This window comes from Streptomyces sp. VRA16 Mangrove soil (assembly GCF_017377775.1).
Lineage (GTDB): Bacteria > Actinomycetota > Actinomycetes > Streptomycetales > Streptomycetaceae > Streptomyces.
In genome coordinates this window covers 231,289-256,095 of the sequence record NZ_JAFVLN010000001.1, presented here as the reverse complement: position 1 = coordinate 256,095, position 24,807 = coordinate 231,289, and the positions used below count along the sequence as shown (strand labels likewise).

General features: G+C 70.1%; 17 protein-coding genes. 7 read left to right on the top strand and 10 right to left on the bottom strand.

Going from position 1 to position 24,807, the window contains the following annotated elements; all coding sequences use genetic code 11:
- Window positions 1-40 precede the first annotated feature (40 nt).
- On the bottom strand, window positions 41-928 hold the full coding sequence (locus J3486_RS01045; RefSeq protein WP_207817989.1) for a Bax inhibitor-1/YccA family protein: 888 nt from the start codon (window positions 926-928) through the stop codon (window positions 41-43).
- A gap of 214 nt (window positions 929-1,142) precedes the next feature.
- Entirely contained in the window at window positions 1,143-2,738 is a 1,596-nt protein-coding gene (locus J3486_RS01040) for an MDR family MFS transporter (protein WP_229377309.1), read from the bottom strand.
- A 246-nt stretch (window positions 2,739-2,984) separates the two neighbouring features.
- Here J3486_RS01040 and J3486_RS01035 point away from each other — a divergent pair, with 246 nt between their 5' ends.
- Window positions 2,985-3,473, top strand: coding sequence for a TetR/AcrR family transcriptional regulator (locus J3486_RS01035; RefSeq protein WP_207818881.1), 489 nt, complete (start codon window positions 2,985-2,987; stop codon window positions 3,471-3,473).
- A gap of 365 nt (window positions 3,474-3,838) precedes the next feature.
- Here the strand turns inward: J3486_RS01035 and J3486_RS01030 are convergent, their stop codons facing one another.
- Complete coding sequence (locus J3486_RS01030) at window positions 3,839-4,489, bottom strand: HAD-IA family hydrolase (RefSeq protein ID WP_207817988.1); 651 nt, start codon at window positions 4,487-4,489, stop codon at window positions 3,839-3,841.
- Between the two features lie 320 nt (window positions 4,490-4,809).
- Here J3486_RS01030 and J3486_RS01025 point away from each other — a divergent pair, with 320 nt between their 5' ends.
- Entirely contained in the window at window positions 4,810-7,560 is a 2,751-nt protein-coding gene (locus J3486_RS01025) for a LuxR family transcriptional regulator (RefSeq protein WP_207817987.1), read from the top strand.
- 106 nt (window positions 7,561-7,666) lie between these two features.
- Here the strand turns inward: J3486_RS01025 and J3486_RS01020 are convergent, their stop codons facing one another.
- Window positions 7,667-8,464 (bottom strand): alpha/beta hydrolase, encoded by a 798-nt coding sequence (locus J3486_RS01020; RefSeq protein WP_207817986.1) that lies wholly within the window; start codon window positions 8,462-8,464, stop codon window positions 7,667-7,669.
- A gap of 323 nt (window positions 8,465-8,787) precedes the next feature.
- Between J3486_RS01020 and J3486_RS01015 the strand changes: the two genes are divergently transcribed.
- Entirely contained in the window at window positions 8,788-9,261 is a 474-nt protein-coding gene (locus J3486_RS01015) for an SsgA family sporulation/cell division regulator (protein WP_207817985.1), read from the top strand.
- 350 nt (window positions 9,262-9,611) lie between these two features.
- Here J3486_RS01015 and J3486_RS01010 read toward each other — a convergent pair whose 3' ends face one another.
- Complete coding sequence (locus tag J3486_RS01010; RefSeq protein WP_207817984.1) at window positions 9,612-9,806, bottom strand: hypothetical protein; 195 nt, start codon at window positions 9,804-9,806, stop codon at window positions 9,612-9,614.
- Between the two features lie 135 nt (window positions 9,807-9,941).
- Window positions 9,942-10,490: an ABATE domain-containing protein gene (locus J3486_RS01005; RefSeq protein ID WP_207817983.1), complete on the bottom strand. Its 549-nt coding sequence runs from the start codon at window positions 10,488-10,490 to the stop codon at window positions 9,942-9,944.
- A 628-nt stretch (window positions 10,491-11,118) separates the two neighbouring features.
- Here J3486_RS01005 and J3486_RS01000 point away from each other — a divergent pair.
- Window positions 11,119-13,644, top strand: coding sequence for a S8 family serine peptidase (locus tag J3486_RS01000; protein ID WP_207817982.1), 2,526 nt, complete (start codon window positions 11,119-11,121; stop codon window positions 13,642-13,644).
- Between the two features lie 65 nt (window positions 13,645-13,709).
- Here J3486_RS01000 and J3486_RS00995 read toward each other — a convergent pair whose 3' ends face one another.
- Genes J3486_RS00995 through J3486_RS00985 form a run of 3 tightly spaced genes read right to left on the bottom strand, consistent with a single transcriptional unit; the run spans window position 13,710 to window position 16,841 of the window.
- A complete protein-coding gene (locus tag J3486_RS00995; protein ID WP_207817981.1) occupies window positions 13,710-14,600 on the bottom strand; it encodes a carbohydrate ABC transporter permease in 891 nt (296 codons plus the stop codon).
- 1 nt (window position 14,601) lies between these two features.
- Window positions 14,602-15,504: a carbohydrate ABC transporter permease gene (locus J3486_RS00990; protein WP_207817980.1), complete on the bottom strand. Its 903-nt coding sequence runs from the start codon at window positions 15,502-15,504 to the stop codon at window positions 14,602-14,604.
- Window positions 15,501-16,841 (bottom strand): extracellular solute-binding protein, encoded by a 1,341-nt coding sequence (locus tag J3486_RS00985; protein ID WP_207817979.1) that lies wholly within the window; start codon window positions 16,839-16,841, stop codon window positions 15,501-15,503. Before J3486_RS00985 ends, J3486_RS00990 begins: the two co-directional genes overlap by 4 nt.
- A 253-nt stretch (window positions 16,842-17,094) precedes the next feature.
- Between J3486_RS00985 and J3486_RS00980 the strand changes: the two genes are divergently transcribed.
- Window positions 17,095-19,530, top strand: coding sequence for a glycoside hydrolase family 3 N-terminal domain-containing protein (locus tag J3486_RS00980; RefSeq protein ID WP_207817978.1), 2,436 nt, complete (start codon window positions 17,095-17,097; stop codon window positions 19,528-19,530).
- Complete coding sequence (locus J3486_RS00975) at window positions 19,514-20,560, top strand: LacI family DNA-binding transcriptional regulator (protein WP_207817977.1); 1,047 nt, start codon at window positions 19,514-19,516, stop codon at window positions 20,558-20,560. Before J3486_RS00980 ends, J3486_RS00975 begins: the two co-directional genes overlap by 17 nt.
- Before the next feature lie 176 nt (window positions 20,561-20,736).
- On the opposite strand, the gene J3486_RS44595 is transcribed toward J3486_RS00975, so the two are convergent.
- A complete protein-coding gene (locus J3486_RS44595) occupies window positions 20,737-23,079 on the bottom strand; it encodes a LuxR C-terminal-related transcriptional regulator (RefSeq protein WP_207817976.1) in 2,343 nt (780 codons plus the stop codon).
- A 399-nt stretch (window positions 23,080-23,478) separates the two neighbouring features.
- On the opposite strand from J3486_RS44595, the gene J3486_RS00965 reads away from it, so the two are divergent.
- A complete protein-coding gene (locus tag J3486_RS00965; protein ID WP_207817975.1) occupies window positions 23,479-24,765 on the top strand; it encodes an MFS transporter in 1,287 nt (428 codons plus the stop codon).
- Window positions 24,766-24,807 lie beyond the last annotated feature (42 nt).

The following is a 24,807-nucleotide window of genomic DNA, read 5'->3' as shown; positions in this document are numbered from 1 at the left end:
CCGAGCCGGGTGGGTTGAGCCCGTTCCGGCCGACCTGCGATCAGTAGAGTTCGTCGGCCGGGTAGAGGGTCAGCAGCCGGACGGTCTCCACGTACAACCAGGTCAGGGTCAGGGTCAGGCCGAACGCGGCTGTCCAGGAGAGTTCTTGGGGAGCGCCGCACGCGATGCCGTCCGCGACCTTTCCGAAGTGCAGGGACAGGAAAGGCACCGTGAGGACGACACCCAGGACGCCCATCAGGACCGCGAGACCTGCGGGGCGCAGGCCCAGGCCCGCGGCGCCGATGAACGGGACCAGCGCCAGGTCGGCGAGCGCGAGGAACCCCAGTCCGAGCAGTCCGGCACCGACCGACGGCCACCAGCGGCGGCCCGCCCGCATCCAGTGGAGCGCGCGGGCGCAGAGGACTCCGGCACACGCGGCCATCGTCCCCAGCACCAGTTGGACGAAGACACCTGGTGAGAGGTGGCTGGACGCGGTGGCCGAGAGCACCGCGAGGAACACGCCCTGGACCGCGGCGAACGTGAGGGTCAGGGCGGACGACGACCGTTTGCGGTGGCGCTGGAGCACCACCAGTGCCGCGGCGGCCAGACCGGCCCCGGCGGCGATGGCGTACGCGGCGGACGTGCCGATCCCGGTGTGCGGCAGTGCCGTCCAGACGAGGATCGCCGCGAGGGTGCTCACCGCGAGCCCGGCCGCGGCGCGGGAGACGACGCCCTCGCTCGTCATCAGGTCGGCGACGGGGAAGGGCAGGGACGCGGGCTCGTCCGCGCGGAACGGGTCCTGTCCGGTCGTGGTCCGTCCCTGGGGGACTGCGGTCCCGGTCCGCGGATCCCGGGCCGCCGTCTTCGGTCCGCCGCGCCGCCCGAACTGCGGCCGGGAGAGTACGGGGTTGCTGCTGGTCAGCGAACGTTGCTGGACGACCGGTGTCACGCCGGATCCTCTTCTCGGTGTCGAAGGTGTCGGCCGTCCTCAGCCTGGCCGGACGGACAAACCGCGCGCATCAGTCACTTGACGGTGGGAGCCGAGGTTGCGTCGGGCCGGGCTGCCGCAGTTGCGGGGCGGGTGGAGGGGCAGCCCTGGAAACGCGCGACCGGCCGGCGCCCGGTGCGGGCGACGGCCGGTCGAGGTCGCGTGGTGCGGCGCGTCAGGCGGCCCGGACCGTTTCCTTGACGTCGGCGGCAGTGGCCTCGGAGGTCTCGGAGGTCTCGGTGGTCTCGGAGGTCTCGGAGGTCTCGGAGGTCTCGAGGGTGCCGACTTCGTCGTCAGTCCTGCGGGCCGGCTTCAGGAAGCGGGCGAGCACGATGCCGACGGCGAGGGTGGGCGCGATCCAGACGTATCCCATGGCCGTGGCGTGGGCGAAGGCGTCCAGTGCGGTGTCGCGCAGGGCGACGGGCAGCCGGCCGATGGTGTCGGGGCGGGCGGCGTCGAAGCCACCGGCGGTCGGCAGGGCGTGGGTGCGGCTCGCGAAGCCGCTGTTGAGCAGGGCGCCGAAGACGGCGACTCCGAAGGCGGCGCCGATGGAGCGGGAGAAGGTGACGACGGCGCTGGCGGCTCCGAGGTCGGCGGCGGGCACGCTGTTCTGGACGCTGGTCAGGACGACCATGGGGACCATGCCGATGCCGACGCCGGTGATGAGGAAGTAGACGCTCAGTACGAGGGTGTTGGTGGCCGCGCCGATCGTGCCCAGGAGGATCAGCCCGACGAGGTTGGCGGCGAGGCCGGCGAGCAGGATCGTCCGCAGTCGCTCTACGTGTACGGCCCAGCGTCCGGCCAGCGACTGGCTGACGACCAGGCCGGCGACCAGCGGCAGCATGTGGATGCCGGACAGCGTGGCCGAGACTCCGTGGACGATCTGCAGGTAGGTCGGAAGGTAGACCAGGACCGAGAACATCGCGGCGTTGGCGAAGAAGGCGATCAGCGAGGAGAAGACCACGGTCCGGGAGCCGAGCATGGCCGGCGGCAGGACCGGGGCGGCGGCGCGGCGCTCGACCGGGATCAGTGCGGCGCCGAGGGCGACGGTGCCGAGGATCAGACCGACGATGGCCGGCGACCCCCAGCCCCAGCGCTCGCCGAAGGACGTGACGAGGACCAGGCCGGTGGCGATGGCGGCCAGGAGGGTCGCGCCGAGGTAGTCGACGCGGGCCTTGGCGCCACGGGTGGCGGCGGGCAGCGCACGGCCGGCGATGGCCAGGGCGACGATGCCGACGGGCAGGTTGATCAGGAAGGCCCAGCGCCAGGACAACTGGTCGGTGAAAACGCCGCCCAGCAGGGGGCCGACGATGCTGGCGACGCCGTAGACCGAGCCGAACATGCCCTGGTAGCGGCCTCGTTCGCGCGGGGCGACGATGTCGCCGACGAGAGCGAAGGTCAGCACGATCATGCCGCCGCCGCCCACGCCCTGGAGGACCCTGGCGCCGATCAGCTCGGGCAGGTTCTGTGCCAGGCCGCAGGCGACCGAGGCGATCAGGAAGATCGAGGTCGACGCCAGGTAGAGCCGCTTGCGGCCGAACATGTCGCCGAGCTTGCCCCACAGCGGCGTGACGGCCGTGGAGGCGAGGAGGTAGGCGGCGCTGACCCAGGCGATGTCGTCGAACCCGTTCAGGTCCTGCGCTATCCGGGGCAGCGCGGTGGAGACGATCGTCTGGTCCAGGGCGGCCAGGAGGACCGCGAGGATCAGCGCGCTCATGGCCGCGGTCACGCCACCTGCCGCGGGTGCCGCGGACTTCTGTGCCTTCGACATCAGGACTTCCCTTTCCGGAAGCGGTGCACATGGGCGGCGTGCCGACCGCACCCCCACAATCAAGATGAGACCCATTTGGCTGGCACTAACCTTCTCATTTGTCACGTCACTGTAGCACTTATTGGGTATGGGTCTACTCGTGAGAGGCGCTAGAGGTCCTAGGCTGCACATTTCGCCACTAGACTCGGTGGGGTGAGAGCCGACGCAGCACGCAATCTGGAAGCAGTCCTGACGACCGGGGCACGCATGCTCGCCGCCGACCCCGGCACGAGCATCGCGAGCATCGCCACCGAGGCAGGCGTGGACCGCCGCACCGTCTACCGCCGCTTCGCCTCCCGCGAGGAACTCCTCGCCGCGATCTACGCATCCCGCCTGGAAGCCATCGAGCGCGCCATCGAGGACGCCCGCCTGCGCGAAGCACCCGTCGCCGTCGCCCTGCACCGCTACGTCGAGAACATCATCGCCGTCAACCGCACCTGGCCCGTCGACCTCACCCGCATGCTCGCCGAGGACAGCGTCCGCGCCCGTCGCGACGCGTCCGTGGACGAGGTCGACGCGTTCCTCCGGCGCGCCACGGACGAAGGGCTCCTGCGCCCCGGCCTGCCGGAGGGCTGGGCGAGCGCGCTGCTGCCGCAGCTGATGCACCTCGTGTCGCGGCAGCAGCCCGAGTTGAGCCCCGCGCGGGCGGCGGACATCGTCGTCGACACACTTCTGCACGGTCTCGGAGCGTCCTGACGCATGGACGGCCCTCGGGAACTCCGGTGTCCGGGTGTTCCCGAGGGCCGTCGAAGCGGCGGGAGGTTCAGGGTGCCCGCCGGCACCGCTCCGTCAGCCGCGCCGGGCCCCTTCGAGGAAGCGTCCCGCCAGGTCGATCCGTTCGGCCACGGTCGCGGGTGTTGTCGTAGGCACGCGGCATCGTGCCGTCGCTGTTCGGGTACGGCGCGCTCGGGGTGCGCGGGGCCGGCACGCGGTCGCCGGTCCACAGCGAGTCGTAGCCCAGCCCATGTCCTCGCCGGTACGGAAGATCGGGAGGATGCCGTCCGGGTGGGCGTCGGGGCCGAAGGCCGGCAGGGCCGGGCCAAGTCGCACCGGCTGTCTCCTCAGGAGGTGACCCGGTCCGGGTCCTCGTGGGTGAGCGGGAGGTCCAGCAGGGTTTCGAGCGCGGCGACCGTCGCGCCGGGTTCCACGGCGTGGACGGTGGCGAATCCCAGGGCCGCGGCGGGCGCCAGGTACTGCTCGGTGTCGTCGACGAACACGCATTCCTCGGCGCGCAGGCCGAGTTGGTCCAGCACGACGCGGAAGATCTCCGGGTCGGGCTTGCGCAGTCCGTGCTGCTCCGAGAGCACCACGGCGTCGTAGCGCTCCGCGATCTCGTAGCCGTCGTAGAGATCCCACGGGGAGAGGCCGACGGAGTTCGAGAGAATGCCGACCTTGCGACCGGCCCGGCGGGCGGCGGCCGCGGCGGCGAGCACGGCCGGCTCGGGGCGCAGGTCAGCGAAGATACGGCCCATCAGGTTGTCCGGCGCGATGCCGAGCAGCCTCGCGGCAGCTTCGTTCCACTGGGTCTGGGTGAGCGTGCCGCGCTCCAGTGCCTCGGTGATCCGGATCCCCTCGGGGTCGAGGTAGAGGCCGGTGAGCAGCGTCCCCTCCGCCAGTCCCGCGCGCTTTTCGAAGGCGAGCGCGGCGGGCACCAGCGGCGTGGTCAGCACACCACCGAAGTCGAGGACGAGGCCCTTGCGGTGCTGAGTCATACCCACACCTTAAGAGGCGCCCGGAACCGGCCCGGCACCAGGGTCCCATGTTTCTCGCTCTCGACGCACATGTGTTGCGGGTGGACCGGATCCCCGGGCCGGCGGCCCCCTCGGCTGTTCCTCGTGCGCAGCGGATGCGCGTATCCGCTGCCTCACCAGGGCCGTTGGGCGCGACCGGCGACTGTCGGCCGAAGCTTTTCGGCCGCACGAGATGACGAAACATCTGGGTGCATCTACTCTGCTGCGTGGTGTGAGGGTGTGCGAGGAGCACATATGAGCCCTGGCGGGGGCCGGTTCAGCGGAGAAGGGAGTGGGGGACCATGGAGTCGTTCCTGGGGACAATGGTCGGCCGCGAGAGCGAGCAGGAGGTGCTCTCGGCGTTCGTGGCCGATGCCGGAGGCCGGTCGCTCGTACTGCGCGGCGACACGGGTGTCGGCAAGAGCGCCCTGCTGGAACACGTGGCCGGACTCGCGGCGGCCCACGAGCACCGGGTCGTCCGCGCCGCCGGCGTCGAGGCGGAGTCGGAGCTGCCGTTCGCCGGCCTGCACCAGTTCCTGTACCCGCTGCTGTCCTTCATCGACCGGCTTGACGACACGCACCGCAGGTTGTTCGACGTCGTCTTCGGCCGGAGCGAAGGGGCACCCCCCTCGGTCATGACCCTCGGCATCGCCGTGCTCGACCTGCTCTCGCTCGCGGCGTCGCAGAAGCCCCTGATGCTCGTGCTGGACGACGGCCAATGGCTGGACGCCTCCAGCACCGAGGTGTGCGGTTTCGTGGGGCGCCGGCTGACCGGCAGTTCGGTGAAGCTCATCGTCGTGCTCCGCTCGGACCTGTCCTCGGGCTTCGACACCGCCGCGCTGCCGGAACTGCCGGTGACGACGCTGTCGGAGCAGGCCTCCGAGCAGCTCCTCGACCTGCGGCACCCGGGGCTCGATCCAAGGATCCGCCGCCTGGTCCTGGACGAGGCCCAGGGCAACGCGCTGGCGCTGCTCGAACTGCCGCCGTACGTACGTCGGTCGGGGCGCACGGTCGAGGAACTGCTCGGGTACTCCGGCATCCCGCTGCCCGTGCGTCTGCAGCAGGTGTACGGCTCCCGGATCGAGGCGCTCGGCGACGACGTACGCGCGGAGCTGCTGCGCGGCGCCCTCGACGGTGCCGGTGCGGCGGCGGGCAGCCCGCGCGGCACCCGCTACCGGATGGCCGGGGCCGACGAGGCGGCGGACTGCGGGCTGCTGGACATCGATCCGCTCACCGGCGACTTCGTCTTCCGGCATCCCCTGGTCCGCTCGACCGTGGTGCAGATGGCGACGCCCAACGAACGGCACGCGGCGCACGCCGTGCTGGCCCAGGTGCACCGTGACGATCTGGAACGGCGTGCCACGCACCTGGCGGCGTCGACGGTCGACCCCAGCGAGGAGGTCGCTGCCACGCTGGAGGCCGCCGCGGACTCCGCCACCCTGCGCGGCGGCGCGAAGGCCGCCGTGTCCTGGCTGACCCGCGCCGCGGAGCTCAGCGAGAGCCACGAGGAGCGCGCCAGGCGGCTGGGCAGCGCGGCCTTCATCGCCGGGCAGGCCGGCCAGCTGGACCGGGCCCAGCAGCTGGTCCGTTCGAACTCGGCCTCCGGCAGCGGCGGTTCCCCGGATTCGGTGGTCACGTCGGCGTACGTCGCGCTGTACGAGGACGGGGACGTGCGCTCCTCCCGTCACCAGGTCGTCACGGCGATCGAAACCATGCGGGAGACCCTGCGAGAGCCGAACGAGGTGCTGACGCGGCTGATCAACCTGCTGCTGGCCATCAACCAGTACGCGAGTGACGCGACAGCGTGGGAGCGGACGCATGAACTCCTCGACTCCCTGGGCGACTTGGTGCCGGCCGTCTCACGCGTCTACCAGAACACCTGGGGTGACGCCGTGCGCCATGGCGCGGGGATGTACGAGCGTGTGGAACGCGCCGTCGCCGACGTACAGAACCTGGATCCGTGGGACATCACGCGGCTGGGGACCACCGCCTATCACGTGGACGCCCTCAGCCTCTACCGGCGGCAGTTGCAGCGCAGCGTGGACCGCGAGGTCGAGACCGGGGCGATGGGCGTCGGCATCACCATGCTGCACCTGATCATGCTCGACCAGATCGCGGTCGGTGAGTGGACCGAGGCCGAGCGGACCGGACAGCGCAGCCTGGAGCTGGCGACCTCGAACCACAACGCGTTGTTCGCCCACCACACCCGCGCGTATCTCGCGCTGCTGGCCGCGCTGCGGGGCGAGGCCGAGCGCGCCCGTGAACTACAGGCGACGGTCGACACCTGGGCCCGCCCCCGGGGCGTCGGGTTCCTCACCCAGATCGCCGACGCCGTCGGCACCACCGCCGCCCTCGCCGAGGGCGACTACGAGGCCGCCTACCTGCACGCCATCGGCATCACACCCCCCGGTTCCTTCGCGCCGTACGCCCACCAGGCCTCGCGCACCCTCCTCGACCTCGTCGAAGCCGCTCTCCACACCGGCCGCGCCGATCAGGCCCGCACCCACGCCCTCGCCGCCCAGGAAGCGAACCTTCCCGGCGTCTCCCCCCGCCTCGCCCTCATCACCCATGGCGCCCTCGCCATGACCACCCCCGACCCCACCGAGGCCGAAACCCTCTTCAAACAGGCCGAAACCCACCCCCACAGCGCCCACTTCCCCTACGACCTCGCCCGCATCCACCTCGCCCACGGCATCCACCTCCGCCACACCCAGGGACGCAAGGCCGCCCGGATCCCCCTCACCCTCGCCGCGGAGACCTTCGAACGACTCGGCGCGCCCACGTGGGCCGAGCGCGCCGGCGCCGAACTCCGGGCCACCGGCGCCTCCTCCCTCACACCCTCCACCCACCTCACGGCCCTGACCTGGCAGGAGCGCCGGATCGCCGATCTCGCGGCGAGCGGACTGACCAACAAGGAGATCGGCCAGCGGATGCACCTGTCGCCCCGCACGGTCAGCTCACACCTCTACCGGGTCTTCCCCAAGCTCGGCATCACGTCCCGCGCCGCCCTGCGCGACGCGCTGGGCAGGGTCCCGGACGGGCAGAACACCTAGGGCCTGTCGCCCGGACCCCTCCTGCCCCGCGGCGCCTGGCACGCACTCTCGCCGCACCAGACGCCGGGGCCCCCTCCGGGCGACGGAGGGATCCGGGAGACAGGCTCTAACCCTCGTGCGCCCGGATGCCCTGCTCGTCGAGCCAGCCGAGCACGTAGTCGGCGACGAGGCGCCATCCGTCGTCCACGACGAGGGAGTGGGCGCGGTCCGCGAACTGCTTGAGGTCCGTCGTGGCCGTGGAGTCGCCGTACGCCTTGTACGCGGCCCTGGTGACGGAGTCCGGGACGAGCAGGTCCTCCTGACCGGAGATCAGCAGCAGCGGGCCCCGGCCGGTGTTGCCGACGTCCGCCACGGCGTGCGGGCTACGGACGGCGCCCGCGCAGCCCAGGTCCGTGAGGAGCCGGCGGGGGGCGGGCACCACGTACCTTTCGAAGAGGCACGCGGCCTCCGCCGCGTCGACGGTGTTCGCGAGGACCTCGCGGAACTGCTCAGGGGACAGCGACACCAGGGGGTCGACGCCGCCCTGATCCGGCATCCGGAGTCCGGGCGTGGCGTCGTGCATCAGGATGTCGTTGACGGGGGCGGGTGCGATGGCCACCGCGGCCCGGCCGATGTTGACGCCGATGAGGTGCTGCGCGATGAGCCCGCCGACGGAGTGCCCGATGATGACCGGCGCCCGGTCGAAGGAGCGCACGATGTCCGCGTAGTGCTCCATCAACGCGTCCAGGCCGATGTCGCCCCAGGACCCGGGCTTCTCGCGCAGGTCGCGGGCGGCGGCCGCCTCTCCCGGCCAGCCGGGCGTGAACGCGAGGAACCCCCGGTCGGCGAAGCGCTCGGCCCACGGCTCCCAGGACAGCGCGTGCAGCCACACACCATGGATGAAGACGACGGGAGTACGGTTCACGGTTGGCTCCTCCGAGCATGACGACCTTCGTCCGGCACCGGCACGCGGGCGACGGATCCAGGATCGTTCAGCGTCATGTCCAGGGGCGACAGTCGAATGACTTAATGTCGGCGGGCACCGGCCGGCACAAGGCGTGTCCTCGCGGTCAGCGGCCACCACTCCGAGTGGACAGAATCGGACAGAGATCCGCTTCTCGGACATCGATCCCCGTGCCCGCCGTCGAAATCGACGCAGCCGGACGGTCAACCTACTTATGTACGACGGTTGCTCGGGGACGAGAGTGGGCCGGGTCAGCTTCCGCCCCAGAGAAGGGTTCTCCCGTCATGAGCGGCAACCATCCCGGTGTACAGGCTCCCAGGACGGCGCCGTACGACAGCCTTGAGCTGGTCCTCGACATCGAGCGCGTGCTGGGCGTCTCGCTCCGGCAGGCCATCAGGGCGGAGTTCCGGTTCGACCCCGGGGCCCCGCTGGTCGTCAGCGTGGAGTTCCTCATCCAGGGCGGTGCCGGCGTCCTGTGGCGGATCGGCCGCGATCTGCTCCGGCAGGGGCTGTGCTCGGCCAGCGGTCTCGGTGACGTGCAGATCTGGCCGACGTGTCCGGAGGGAGACCGGCCCACCGCCCGGCTGCAACTGGCCTCCGGTGACATGGCGGCCCTGTTCGAGCTGCCCGTACCACCGCTCGCCGAGTGGCTGGAGCACACGTACGAGCTCGTGCCCGCCGGCCAGGAGCTCTCCGCCGCCGACTGGGACTTCGCGACGGCGCACCTGCTCCAGGACCCCGCGGCGCCGTCCGACTGATCAGCGGACCGCCGCCCGACGGACATGCATGTGCCGGTTCCGGGAAGGCAGGTACGCAGGCGGGCGACTTGTCGGCCCTGGCTCTGCTGAGCTGGTCGCCCTGAGCCACATCGTGGACGTGCACGACCCCGAGGCCGTCGGTCCTTGGCTGCCCCTGGTCGTACGCAACAACTGCCGTTCCCTGCTGCGCTCCGCGCGTCGTGTCGGGCCCATAAAGCCGGAGCCGTTCGCCGGCGCGGTCCGGGACTTCGTGCGGCGAACGGCCGCCCCGGGAACGCCGACGCACAACCGGCCGGGGCTCTGCGCACATGTGCGGCTCGCACCGGACCGGCACATGTACGCCCGCTCTGCTACAGCCCCAGGTCGAGGGCCAGGCACGAGTAGTACTGCCACTGACCCTCGGGGTTGTACGTGGCGGCCTGCCGGGACTCCGCCTCGGTGTCCACGCCCTCGGTCATCTCCTCGAAGCGAATCCGTTCGGGGAGCTTGCCGAACCGCGCGGCCCGCACCGCCGCGGCGGGGTCCGTGGTGATGGTGTGGTTCATGACCGTCCTCCACTTCGTGGATCACGTCCGTGTGTCATCCGGACAGTCACGAGTCTCCCCCTCATTCCGTCACCCGTCAAGACGGTTACATGTTGAGTTGTCGATCGAACCCGGCCCTCAGAGCATGTGCCGGACTCAGGCCCCGGCGGGACTTTTACGCGCCCGGTAGGCGGCGGCCTTGACCCGGTTGCCGCAGGTCCGCATGGCGCACCACTCACGCCGGTGGCCGCGCGACCGGTCGAGGTAGACCTGGGTGCACTCGGGGCGCGCGCACTCACGCAGCAGAGCCGCCTCGTCACCGCCGACGATCTCGATCGTGTGACGGGCGAGGGTCGCGAGCGCCTGGGAGACGGACGCCGTGTGCCGCACCTGGCCCTCGACGAGCTGCGTCTTCACCGGCAGGCCCGCGGCCTGCCGGTTCACCTCGGCGACATCGGCGCCGGGCAGACTCTCGCCCGCGAGCCGGGCCGCCACCAGCGAGTAGATCGCTTCACGCAGATCGATCGCGGTCTCCAGGTCGACCTCGTCGGCCCGGGGCGGTTCGTCGACCATCCCGGACTCCACGAACCAGTCATCGAGCAGATCGGGCGTGGCGAGCTTCTCCGTGGGCAGCTCATTGCGCCGCGCGCGCAGAGTACCGACGAAGTCCAGGGGAAGGGTCCCGCAAGGGAAGGCATGATTCACGTAACCATATTGAACAGTGACGGCCGAATGCGCAATGCCCGTCGCCCGGCGCAGGGTGCGCGGAGCCGCCGCAGCGCTCCGCCACGGAGGGGGCCGCACCTGCCCCTGGCGCGCCTTGCGCAGAAGAAGCCGCCGCGGGAGAGCGGGATCTTCCGGGTGTTTCATCACCCATAACCCCCTGAAAAACCACCCTCCGACAGTTCCGCGCATCAATACGGAATGTCGCTCAAACACCCTCTGATGGACGGATGTTGCCCTCTTGACGAGGCGCTTCCGCCGAAGTCTAATCTGCTGATCACCTGGGGAGGCTGTGCATGGGAGAGCAGCAGTCCGTCGTTCCGACGTGGCAGGCTTCCCTGTGTTCGCATCTACTGCCGCAAGGATGCGAGCACCGCGCCGGTTCGCAAGGGCCGATCGGGCCGCGACTCACGGCCGCACAGTTCGCTTCATTCCCACCCTGAATCGCCGCGACCGGAATCCCGCGCAATGCCGTCGGCACCCGGCGCCTCGCAGAGGCGACAGAACAGCGCATCGTTCCATCCTGACCAGCACGTATCGACCATGGGGCCGGGGGCAGCATTCTGCCCCGACCCGTCAGAGATATCGACCCGTCGAGAAGGAGCCAGAGATGAGCAAGGGATCCACGAGTCGTCGACAGTTCGTACGGCAACTGGGAGCCGGCCTTGCTGCCGGAGTAGGCGTCGCGCTTCTGCCCACCGGAATCGCCTCGGCATCGTCCAGGACCGGCGCACTGTCCGACTCCGGCCGAACGGGCAGCGGGCCGGCGTACCCGGAAGGCTGCGCCCAGTGTTCGTACCCGGGAGACCCCGGCTTTGTCGCCACGAGTCCGGCGGAGCTGGACGCCGCTAGAGCCAGTTGGGAAACCCCTGAATACGGCTACTACACCGGCCACAATCCGGCCACTTCTGGCACAGAGGTCAATTCCCCGTGGCAGCTCGTCGCGGTGAACGCGTCCACCGCCTACGCCCTGGGGTACTGCGGGCGCGGCGTCGCGCTGGGCATGATGGATTCGGGCTACAGAGTTACGCATGAATCATTTCAGACCGGGCGAATCATTCCGGTGCGAGCGGAGGGCGTCTACGGCACATCCGGCTTCGGATATCGAAACACGGCTACCCCGGCGAACCCGTTCACCGCCGGCGAGCCGTTCACCGTGGCCGGCGATCAGGCGAGAACCAGTGACTACGGGCACGGGACCGGAATGCTCGGAGTCACCTCCGGCATACGCGACGGAAAAGAGCAGCACGGGATCGCCTTCGGATCGAAGATGTACGTTGCCAAGACCAGCGGTTCCGACACCCAGTCCCACGGCCCTTTCCACGATTACGTGTACTGGTACACAGCCAACAAGGCCCTGGTCGACGCAGGAGCCCAGGTCATCAACAGCAGCTGGGGCTCTTACGTCCAGACTCTTGACAGAACCCGCTTCGACGGCTTGGGGAACGACCTTGGGGTGAGCGGCAATCTCGCCCATGCCTACCAACTGCCCGGCAAGGACAGCGCCGGCGCCACGGCAATGGCGACCATCATCCCCAACGAGGACTTGAAGGATCTGGAGTACCAGTACTTCTTCTTCAAGAAGAGCTATTCGGAAGGCGGCATTCAGTACAACCCCAGATATCCCGGACGTTCCTTCATGGACGCCATCTGGCACGCCATCAAGGACAGCGGCACCGTCAACGTGAGGTCGGCAGGCAACAACGACTGGAGCAACCCGTACTTCCGCCCGGCGTATCCCTTCTTCAACCCCTCGGCAGAAAACCAGTGGATAGCGGTGGGCGGGGTGCAACCGCCCACGGCGACCAACCCCGAATACACGAAGCAATTCGGGTACAACGAGGCGGGACTCGCCAAATGGTGGACCGTGTCCACCCCTTCCAACAGTGTGCGCACCACGAACAGCGGCGGTGACACCACCTATGCGAACTCGAGCGGCACATCGCCGGCGACGCCCGTCGCGACAGCCGTGATGGGAGTTCTGCTCTCCCGTTATCCGAACATGGACGCCAAGCAGGTCCGCGAGGTGATGTGTACCACGGCGAACAACAAGATGTCCGACGGCGTGACATTCCTCGGCGCCGGGCAGACCTCCCCCAGCGGGAAATCCATCGCCTGGACCGCGCCCGACGGCGTTCCGGACGAGCGCTGGGGCTGGGGGATCCCCGATCTGGCCAAGGGCATGTACGGCCCCGGTCAGCTCCTGGGCCCCATGACCTACACCATGGACAAAGCACCCTTGGACGTCTGGTCGAACGACATCAGCCAGATCGCGGTCAAGGAAAGGGAAAAGGAAGATCTTCAGTGGCTGACGCGTTACGAGGAGCAAGGCATCGCCTGCGCCGGTGAGTTCAGCCCCAACGTACTGAACCCGGACGGCACTCTTGACGAACATGCCTTCGTGCTGCAGGGCATTCTGGCCGATCCTCATGTCCAGGCCATCACCGACGGCCGACCCGAGATGTACGACAAGATCGCCTATGAGGACGCCGTCAAGTGGCGAAAGGAATGGATGGACGCACGCGCGGCCTACATCCGGAACCGGATCAACGAAGACCTCTACACGGCCTCTCTGACCAAGCGAGGCCCCGGAACGCTGATCATGGCGGGCGACGACTCCTACGAGGGTGGCACGACGGTGGCGGCCGGGAAGCTTTCGATCACCGGCTCGCACGCAAGCTCGATCACCGTCAAGGGCGGCACGCTCGGTGGGAGCGGTTCCGTGGCCGGCGACATCGATGTCCACCGAGGCGTCCTGCAGCCCGGTCTGTCGTCCAAGGAAGCGGCGTCCGCGCTGTCCGTCACCCTCACCGAGATCACCCCCGGCAACGTCCTGACCGTCGGCGGCGACGTGACCTTCGGCCATGCGGGACGCCTCGCCGTCACCGTCTCCGGCGACCACGACTGCACGAGCGTGCGGGCCGCGGGCGACCTGGTGCTGCGCGGCGAACTCACCCTGGACGTCCGCGCGTCCCTCACTCCGGGCACCGTTCTGACGATCATGAGCGGCGACTCGATCCGGGGCACGTTCCGCTCCCTGCCGGAACGGCGGATCCTCAACGCGGGCCACCACTTGTTCAGGGTGTCCTACCGGAACGGCGATGTGACACTGACCGTCGTACGGGCGGCGTCATAGCCTCGTAGCTGCCGGCGCACGCCGCGCGACAGCAGGCTCCGCCCCCAGCTGGTCCGGCGGCCCGGTCATCTGCTGAAACCGGCCGTCAGACCGCTGAGCAGTTGCCGACGGCCGAACGCGTACAGGATCAGGATCGGCAGCGTGGTGAGGACGACGGCAGCGAGGACGGCCGGGACGTTGACGCCGTACTGGCCCTGGAAGGTCCACAGCGCGAGCGGCAGGGTCCGCTTGTCGGGGCTCTGCGTGAGAATCAGCGGGAGCAGGAATCCGTTCCAGATGCTCAGCGCGTTGAAGATGGTCACGGTGAGGATGGCGGGGCGGGTGAGCGGGGCCGCGAGGCGCCACAGGGTGGCCCACTCGGTGGCCCCGTCGACCCGCATCGAGTCGAACAGCTCCTTGGGCACGTCGCGGATGAAGTTGGCGAGGACGAGGACGGACAGCGGGATGGCGAAGGCGATCGACGGGAGGACCAGCGCCAGCAGGCTGTCGTACAGGTGCAGCCTGATGATGATCAGGTACAGCGGGATCACCGTCGCCTGCAGCGGGATGGCCAGGCCCATCAGGAAGAGGCCGTTGACCGTGCGCAGGTAGCGTGTACGCCCGCCGCGCACGATCGCGTAGGCGGCCATGAAGGAGAACGCGACCGCCGGCACCACCGCGCCGACGGTGACCACGACGCTGTTGACGAAGTAGCCGACGAAGTCGGATTCGAGGACGAGGCGGTAGTTGTCGAGCGTGGGGTCGCCCGACGGGACCAGCGGGTTGCTCGCGTAGTAGGTGCTCTGCTGTTTGAAGCTGGTGATGAGCGTCCAGTACAGGGGCAGGGCGACCACGACGAGCCAGAGCCAGCCGGTCAGGCCGCCGAACCAGTTGCGGCGCCGGGCGGCGCGGCGCGGGCGACGCTCGCGGCGGGTGGTGTCCTCCTGGCGCCGCGCCTTGGTCAGAGTGGTCGTCACGTCAGGCCCCTTCGAGCTGGCTCGCGGCGGCGTCCTTGCCGCCGAGCCGGCGCAGCAGCAGGGCGAAGGCGAGACCCACCAGGACGAGGATGACCGCGATGGCGCTGGCCGGGCCCATCAGGTTGGCCTGGAAGCCCCGCTTGTACATGTCGAGCGCGAGGACCCGGGTGGCATCCCCGGGGCCGCCCTCGGTCAGGACGTAGATCAGGTCGAAGAAGGTCAGCGATCCGACCACCATCAACGTCGACGAGGTGATGATGGTGTATTTCAGCTGGGGCAGCGTGATGCTGAAGAACTGCCGGATCCGTCCGGCGCCGTCCAACTGCGCGGCCTCGTAGAGGGACTTGGGAATCTGCTGCACACCGCCCTGATAGATCAGCGAGTGGAACGGGACGAACTGCCAGGAGACGGCGAAGACGACGACGCCCAACGCGAGTCCCGGCCGTCCCAGCCAGTCCTTGCTGAGCCAATCGATCCCCAGGCCCGCGCCCAGCCCGAAGGTGGGATTGAGCAGCGCCTTGTACGCGACGGCGATCGCCGCGGAGCTGAGCAGCAGCGGGATGAAGTACACCACCCCCAGAAGCGCCCGGTAGCGCTGGCGGCCCGCCATGAACGTGCCGAGCAGAATGCTCACCGGGGTCTGGAACGCCCAGGAGGCGATCATGACCTCGAACGTCACCCACACCGCGTGCGGAAGACCGGGACTGGTCAGCACCGCCCGCCAGCTGGTGAACCCCGAAGGGTGGAGGGCGCCGATGCCGTCCCAGGTGGTGAAGCTGAGCGCGAGGACTCCGACGAGCGGGACGACGGCGAAACCGACGAAGAGCACGAGCGCCGGCACGGTCAGCCACGGCAGGATGCTGCGCTGACCGCGACGGGGCGGACGGGTGGCGAGCGAGGTCATGTCCCGATGACCTCGTTGAGGTTGGCGGCGAACTGCTTGGGAGAGATGGACAGTTGGAACAGCTTGACGATGTTGTCGAGCAGCGTCTCCGCCGCCGTCGGGCTGAGCGCCTGGTCCCAGGACTGGCTGAACGTCTTGGCCTTGGTGGCGATGTCGTAGGTGAACTGCAGGAAGGCGGCGTCCTTGGACGCGGCGAGCAGCTTCTCCGTGCCCAGCTTGACCGGTACGCCGCCGCCGTCGATCCACGCCTTGACCTCGGCGTCCTGCAGCATGCCCTGGGCGAAGAACTCCTTGGCGGTCTTCTGCTCCGCGGCGCTCGCCTTCGAAGAGATGGACAGGTACTCGCCGGGGTTGCCGACGGTGTTGCTCGGATCGCCCTTGCCGCCCGCGACGGGCGGGAAGTTCATGAAGCCCAGGCCGCCGCTGGAGACGAAGTCACCGCCGTCGTGCTTCTGGATGCCGTACGACCAGGAGCCGTGCAGCATCATCGCGGCCTTACCGGTGTACAGCAGTGCCTGGTCGGCGTTGGAGTCCGCGGTGATCGACGAGAAGCCCTTGATGAAACCCCTGGCCTTGACGAGGTCCTGCACCATGCCCAGGGCCTTGATGGCGGCGGGGTTGGACCAGGCGTTCTTCTCGCCGTCGAAGACGGCCTGGAACACCTCGGGCCCGCCGATGCGGTCGAAGAGGAACTCCAGCCACATCATGTTCGTCCACCGGGACTGACCGCCGAGGGAGAACGGGGCGATGCCCTTGGCATTGAACTTGGGCACCAGCGCCATGATGTCGTCCCACGACTGCGGCGGCTCCACACCGACCTTGTCGAAGACCTTTTTGTTGTAGTAAAGGATGATGGGCTGCACCCGCTCGACGGGCATCGCGTAGATCTTGCCGCTCACGGTCGCCGCGGCGAACGCGGTGGGGAAGATCTTGTTCTTGACCTCGGGGTGCTGCTCGAACCACGGGGTCAGATCCTCGACCTGGTCCGCCTCCACGTAGCTGCGCAGCGTCCCGCCGCCCCAGCTCTTGATGATGGTGGGCGCCTTCCCGGCACCGATCGCGGTCTTGATCTTCGTCTTGAACGCGTCGTTCTGGAAGGAGGTGCCGACGATCTGAGTCTTGGGGTGGACCTTGTTGAAGGCCTTCACCGCATTGGCTCTGACGTCCTCGTCGGGCTGACCGCTCAGGTACCAGTACGTGGCCCCTTTGCCGTCGGCACCGCTCTTGGTCGGCCCGGACGAGCCGCAGGCCGCGAGCGCCGCGGAGAGCGGGACGCCGGCGGCGACACCGAGGACGGTTCGTCTTGAGAGGGGACGTCGTGAGAGGGGGATTTCCATGTCTGTTCTCCGCACTCGAGAGCCACCGGCCACTCATGAGCCGCCGTGAAAACTTTTCGAAATCCAGCCAGCGTTCAGCTCGTGAGTGCAAATTAGGTAGCGGGTTGAGGGCTGTCAAGACATCCACAACAACCTTGTGGGGCAAGGCACTTCTGCATACCTTCAACCTGACACGACACTCCCGAAAGCCGCGGCAGACATCGAAAATGTTTCGAGATGATGCGGCCGCAGGCAGAGCCAGAGGAGGACACGGATGACTACGGCCGAATCACTTCCGTCGACGGGGCAGGTCGTGCCGCGCTGGCAGGACCCCTCCCTGCCCGTGTCCGAGCGGGTCGACGCGCTGCTGGCCGAGATGACGGTGGCGGAGAAGGTCGCGCAGCTCGGCAGCCGCTGGCTCGGCAACTTCATGGGGTCCGAAGCGGGCGACGACGAAGGTGGCGGGGAGGCCGAGCGGCCTCAAGTGGCGCCCCTGGAGGCCGTGTTCAAGGAGGCGGGACGCATTCCGCTCGAGGAGGCGGCGCGGGACGGGCTCGGCCATCTCACGCGGGTGTACGGCAGCCGTCCGGTGAACGCGGAGGAGGGCACCGCTCTCCTGGTCGCGCAGCAGCACACCGTCGTCAAGGGATCGCGGCTCGGCATCCCGGCCCTGGCCCACGAGGAGTGTCTCACCGGGTTCAACACCTACGGCGCCACCGTCTACCCCGCTCCGCTCGCGTGGGCGGCGGCCTTCGACCCGGACCTGGTGCGCCGCCTCGGCCGGGCGATCGGGCGGGACCTGCGTGCGTCCGGTGTGCACCAGGGGCTCGCACCGGTCCTGGACGTGGTGCGGGACTACCGATGGGGCCGGGTCGAGGAGACCATGGGCGAGGACCCCTACCTGGTGTCGACACTCGGTGCCGCGTACGTCGGCGGGGTGGAGGGCGCGGGCGTCATCGCCACCCTGAAGCACTTCGCCGGGTACTCGGCCGCGCGCGGTGCCCGCAACCACGGCCCCGTACCCATGGGCCGCCGCGAGCTGATGGATGTCATCCTGCCGCCGTTCGAGACGGCGATCGCGGTGGGCGGCGCCCGTTCCGTGATGAACTCCTACTCCGACATCGACGGCGTCCCGGCCGGCGCCGACCCCTGGCTGCTGACCCAACTCCTGCGCGACGATTGGGGGTTCACCGGAACCGTCGTCTCCGACTACGGATCGCTCGCGTTCCTCGCCGGCCTGCACGGGGTGGCGGCCGACTTCGACGAGGCGGGCGTCATGGCACTCGAAGCGGGCATCGACGTGGAGCTGCCGGACACGCTCACCTTCGGCCGGCACCTGGAGGACCGGGTCCGGCGGGGCGAACTTCCGGAGTCCCTGCTCGACCGGGCGGTACGCCGACTGCTCACGCAGAAGGTCGAGTTGGGCCTCCTCGACCCCGGCTGGACGCCCGAGGGTTCTCTCGCCCCGGCCGCGGCGAGAGACCTGAACTCGCCGGAGAACCGGAAGCTGGCCCGCGAACTGGCCGAGCGGTCCGTGATCCTGCTCGACGCGGGCAGCGCGCTGCCGCTCGTCGACCCCGACGCGGGGCGTACCGCGCCGGCCCGGGTCGCCGTGGTGGGGCCCTGCGCGGCCGATGCGCGCACTCTGATGGGCTGTTACGCCTTTCCGAACCACGTGCTGCCTCGCCACCCCGGCCTCCCGCTCGGCATCTCGGCGCCGACCGTCGTGGAGGCGCTGCGCGCCGAATTCCCGGACGCCGAGATCGTCTTCGAGCCGGGCTGCGACGTGCGCGAGGAGGACCGGTCCGGTTTCGCCGCGGCGGCGGCCGCGGCCCGCGGCGCGGAGCTGTGCATCGCGGTGGTGGGCGACCGCGCGGGCCTGTTCGGCAACGGCACGTCGGGCGAGGGATGCGACGTGGAGGACCTGCGACTACCCGGCGTCCAGGCTGAGTTGCTGGCGCAACTGTTCGCCACCGGGACGCCCGTGGTCGTGGTCGTGCTCTCCGGCCGCCCGTACGCGCTGGGCGAGGTGCATCCGCGGTCCGCCGGCCTCGTCCAGGCGTTCATGCCGGGGCAGGAGGGCGCCGCGGCGATCGCGGGTGTGCTGTCGGGACGCGTCCAGCCGGCAGGAAGGCTGCCGGTACAGATCCCGCGCCGCCCCGGCGGCCAGCCCGGTACGTACCTGCAACCGCCCCTCGGCGCGCACACGCAGGGCATCAGCAGCGTCGACCCGACACCGCTGTTCCCCTTCGGCCACGGCGGCTCGTACACCACGTTCGAGATCGACGACCTTCACGTCAGCGCGCACGACGTCCCCACCGACGGCGAGTTCACGGTGTCGGTACGGGTGCGCAACACCGGCGCCAGGCCAGGACGCGAGGTCGTCCAGCTGTACCTGCGCGACCCTGTCGCCCAAGTCAGCCGCCCTGTGCGGCAGTTGACCGGCTTCGCCCAGGTCGACCTGGCCCCGGGGGCGAGCGCGCGGGTGGCCTTCCGGGTGCACGCCGACCGGACCGCGTTCACCGGCCGCGCTCTCGCCCGGATCGTCGAACCCGGCGAGGTGGAGGTGCAGGTCGGCGACTCGTCGCAGAATCTGCCCTGCCGGGCTGCCGTACGATTGACGGGCCCCACCCGGGAGGTCGGCCACGACCGGCGGCTCACCACGCCGGTGGACGTAACCCTGGAAGAAGCAGATGCCACCGCAAGCTAGACGCACCACCCTGGCGACCATCGCCCGCGAGGCGGGGGTCTCCGTGGCGACCGTGTCCAAAGTGGTCAACGACCGCAGTGACGTGGCACCGCAAACCCGTGCACGGGTGCAGGAACTGCTGCGTGAACACGAATACCTGGCCCCTGTGTTCCGGCACACCGAGACCGCCCAGAGCCTGACGATCGAGGTGCAGTTCAACAACGACCTCAAGACGTATTCGGCCGAGGCGCTGGAGGGCATCATCGAGGCCGCCGCCGAACTGGGCGCGTCGGTCGTGATCAGCAAGGCGTCACCCGCCCCGCACTGGGCCCGGGACCTCGTGTCGGCCGGACGGCGCGCCCTGATCGCGGTCACCAGCATGTACACGGCCACGCATGTCAGGGAGTTGGCCAGGGCCGGGCTTCCGCTGGTCGTCCTGGACCCGCTCCATCTGCCGCACAGCCGGGTCCACAGCGTGGGGGCCACCAACTTCGCCGGCGGCCTGGCCGCGACCGAGCATCTGCTCCGTCTCGGCCACCGCCGCATCGGCTATCTCGGCGGACCGACCATGGCCGTGTGCAACCAGGCCCGCGTGCACGGCTACCGCGCCGCTCTGGAGGCGGCGGGCGCCCCGACGCCCGCCGCGTACGTCCGGCACGGCGAGTTCACCCACCGCACCGGCCTGCTCGGCGCCGCCGCGCTCCTCGACCTGGACGAACCGCCGACGGCCCTCTTCGCGGGCAACGACGAGATCGCCCTCGGCATCATCGAGGCGGCCCGGGTCCGCGGCCTGCGCATCCCCGAGGACCTGAGCGTGGTCGGCTTCGACGACACACACCTGGCCCGGATGACATCACCGCCCCTCACCACCGTGCGCCAGCCCCTGCGCGAGATGGGCGGCATCGCGCTGCGCACCGCGCTGCGCCTGGCGAACAGCGAGCGGGTCGAGTCCCACCACATCGAACTCGCCACGGAACTCGTCGTACGGGAGTCGACGGCGCCCCCTCCACAAGAGGCGTGGTCGGCGCGGCACAGGCCCGGTACCCGATAGCGAGCCCATGCCCGGGATCCACGAACTGCCGGTCGCCGGACGGTTCTGACGCCACAAGGGCTGCCGTCGAAGTGATCCCGAGCCCACGGATCGCGGCATGAAGGCCTTCCCGCGTACGGGAACGGACGGGGCTTCGGTCCGGGGTCACGGCTTGCCGCCACATCGACGGGCCCGAACTACCTTGTCCTGTCCTGGAATTCGGCGGCGACGGCCTCCCCCTTCATGTCTCCCAAAAGAGCCACGATCTGACTGCGGGAAGCGAAGCCGAGTTTGGCCAGGATGTGTTCGACATGTGCGTCCACGGTCCGCTTGGAGATGACCAGGTGCTCGGCAACCGTCCGGTTGGACATGCCCTGGTGGACCAGCGCGGCGACCTCGCGTTCGCGGCGCGTGAGGCGGTCGAGCGGGCACTCCACCGGTTCGGTGGGGGCCCGCTCCTCGGGCGGGCGGGACAAGGCGCGGGCCACGGCCGCCGGAAGCCCGAGGGCGCGGCCCTCCTCGTAATGGCGTGCGTACAGGTCGGAGCCTAGGGCGGCTTCGGCACGGGCCCGGCGGGGCCCGTACAGCTCGCGCATCCCGGGGCCCGCCTGCTCCCAGAGCCGGGTGGCGGTCCGCCGGCTCGCGTCGGCCGCGCCCTGCAGCACCGCCGCGTCCACGAACCGCTCCTGATCGATGGACACCAGGGCCAGCAGCATCAGCACCTCGCCGGTGGTCAGCCGGTCGCCGAGGCGGCCCAGGAGGCGCAGCGCGGTGCGGCCCTCGCGCAGGGCGACTTCGGGACGGCCCGCGCTGATTTCCGACTTCGTCACGTGCAAGCGGCACTGGACCGTCCACCACACTTCGCCGACGGGGAGCGCGGTGGCCGCCCGACGGTGTTCGGCGAGCGCCCCTTCGATGTCGTGTTCCTTTTCCAACCGGGCGGCGATCAGGCAGTGGCGCCGGAACCGCAGCCGAACATCGGCGCCGTCGTTGACCAGCCGGCCCAGTTCCGCCTCGGATTCCCGGGCGGCCGACGGGTCGCCTACGAGGCGCACGACCACCTCCGCCGCGAACGCGCGGATGTACGCGGCGTCTTCGGGGGCGTTCGCGTCCCCGTACAACACCGCGGCGTATCGGGCCAACTCGGCGGCGATGGTGATGTCGCCCCGCAGGAAACGCAGTCGGGCGAACTGATCGGCGAGCTTGGCACGGTCCGCAACGGGAGCCTCGGGGGCGGCCGCCGCCACCCGTTCGCTCCAGGTCGTGCCCTCATTGGCCCGGCCCGCACAGAACCACAGCAGGTCGAGCGCCCCGCACAGGCGTACGGCGGCAGCGGCCTCTCCCGGAGTGGTCAGCGACCACTCCAGGGCCGCCCGGAAGTTGTCACTGTCGCGGTCGAGCCGGTGCGTCCACTCCACCTGCCGGGCGCCGTGGAACTGGGGCGCGGACCGCAGGGCCAGCCGCAGGAAGTGATCGCGGTGCCGCAGAGCCAGTTCGTCCGCCGCGCCGGCTGCGGCGAGCCGTTCGGCGCCGTATTCACGGAGCGTGTCGAGCATGCGGTAGCGGTCGCCCGACTCCCCCGCGCCCGCCCCCTCGTCGGATTCCTCGCGGATCACGATCGACTTGTCCACCAGGCCGATCAGATGGTCCACCAGGTCGTACGGGTCGAGCGTCCCGTCCGCGCACACCGCCTCGGCGGTCGCCAGGTCGAAACCCCCGGCGAAGACGGACAGACGGGCCCACAACTCCTGCTCCTCGGGAGAGCACAGACCATGGGACCAGTCGATGGCGGTGCGCAGGGTCTGGTGCCGTGGATGCACGGTGCGCCCTCGGCCGAGCGCCCGGAAACGGTCCGCGAGACGGCGCTCGAGTTGCTCTAGGGCCAGCGCGCGCAGCTGCACCGCGGCCAGTTCCAGGGCGAGCGGCATGCCGTCCAGGCGGCGGCAGACGGACTCCACCAAGGGGCGGGTCGCCACGGTGATCGCAAAGCCGGGGCGGGAGGCGGCGCCCCGCTCCGCGAACAGGGCGACCGAGGCGGACAGCCCGAGCGGCTGCACGCTCAGCACGTGTTCGGCGGGCACGTCGAGCGCCTGCCGGCTGGTGAGCAGCAGCTTCAGTCCGGGGCAGGAGCTGAGCAGGATCTCGGCGAGCAGGGCGCAGGCGTCCACCTGATGCTCGCAGGTGTCGAGCACGAGCAGGGCGCGGGCCTCTGCGAAGTGCTCGACCAGCAGGTCGAGCGGGCCTCGGCCGTCGGTCTCCGACAGGCCCAGGGAAGCAGCGACGGCGTGCGGGACCATGGCCGCTCCGGAGACCCCGGACAGCTCGATGAGCTGGACGCCGTCCGGGAAGTCGGCGCCGAGGCCGGCGGCGGCGCGGATCGCGACCCGGGTCTTGCCGACCCCACCGGGGCCGAGCAAGGTGACCATACGGGCCTCGGCCAGCAGGGCGCGGACGGTGGCGACGTCGGCGTCCCGGCCGATCAACGAAGTGCTCTCCGCGGGGAGTTGGCTTCTCTGCCACTTCAAACCCGGTGTCGCCATGGCTCCATGGTAGGTGGCACCTGGCCGAGGCGGCCGACGCTCACGGACTTCGCCCCCGCCCCGGCCGGGGCGCACCGTGCGTGGCGCCGCGAGGGCGGACAGGACGCGCATGAGCAGGTGGTCTTCATCCTTCGAAAAGGGCACCTCGCACGGCGGGCGCCAGGACAATGCCCACCATGGCGCACCGCAAGGCAACCCCCGCCCGCCGTCCGCCCTGTTGGCCCCACTCGGCGGGCAACTGCACGCCCGCCAGGGGCCGTTCGGAGAGAGCTCCGTCGCCGGGCTCCTCTCCCGGCCGCGTCCGCCGCCCACCCGGTCCGCTTGGTCCACGCGGACACCGCGGCCCGGGGGCCATCTGATGCCCCGTAACGCTGTCCGTCCCTCCCTGCGGAGTCCACCGTGACCGCCCTCACCCCGGACCCGACGCACGGGGACACGCCCTCGCGTGCCCGCGCATGGTCGATGACCGTGTTCGTCTTCCTGTTCCTGTTCCTCGCCTTCGCCAACAAGGCCGCCCTCGGCCTGGTCGCGGATCCCCTCTCCCATGACCTCGGCCTGTCCTACGCCGAGTTCGGCCTGATCGTCGGCAGCTCGTACTTCCTGTTCGCTGCCGGCACGCTGGCCGCGGGGCTCGCCAGTACCCGTATCCCCGTCCGCCGGCTGCTGCTCGTCTGCGCGACAGCCTGGGCGGTCACCCAGGCGCCGATGACGCTGCCGCTCGGCATCGGCGGGCTGATGGCCTGCCGGATGCTGCTCGGCGCGTCCCTCGGCCCGGGCCCCGCACTGGCCGGCGGGCTCACGTACAGCTGGTTCCCGCCGCAGGGGCGCGCCTTCCCCGGGGGCATCGTCATGGCGGGGACGAGCCTGGGCGTCGCGGTGTCCAGTCCCGTACTCGCCTGGGCGACGGTGGCGCACGGCTGGCGCGCCGTGTTCACCCTCCTGTCCCTCGCCTCGGCCGGCTGGGCGTTGCTCTGGCTCATTGTCGGCCGGGAGGGCCCCTTCTCCGTGGCCGTGGACGCGGCCGCGCACGACCGGCGCGGCGCGAAGCCCGACTATCGGGCCATGTTCCGCTCGCGGACCTGGATCGCGTGCGTGCTCGGCCTGTTCGGCGCCACGTGGACGGCGGCCGTCGTCACCAACTGGCTGCCCACCTTGATCAGCCGGGTGCTGCACGTGAAGGGCACTGCGATGGGCTTCGTGAACGGTGCGGCCTGGACCACCGACCTGATCTGCACCCTCGCCTTCTGCTACCTGGCCGACCGAGGCTGTCGCGCAGGACGTTCGGTGCGGGCCACCCGCTCGCTGCCCGGGGGCCTGCTGCTCCTCGGCAGCGCCGTGTCCATGCTGGCACTGCCGCTGCTCGGCGACGGATACCTCGCGCTGGGGGTGGTCGTCCTCGGGTTCCCGCTCTACGGGGTGTTCATCCCCTTCGGCCTGGCCACCATCGCGGAGGTGGCGCCGGTTCGCCAGCGCGCGGCGGCACTGCTGACGGGCTTCGGACTCGGGCAGTTGTCCACGCTCGTGGGCCCGTGGCTCGTCGGCGTCCTCCTCGACGCCGCCCCCAACAGCAACACCGGCCTGAACGCGGCGTTCGCCCTCACCGGAGCGCTGCTCCTGGTCGGCGCCGCGGCCATGCTCTTCCTGGCCCGCCCGGAACGGGGAATCTGGGCGGGGAGCCGCCAATAGCACGTACGCCAAAGGCCGTTGAGTCGCACAGGGCACTGTTGA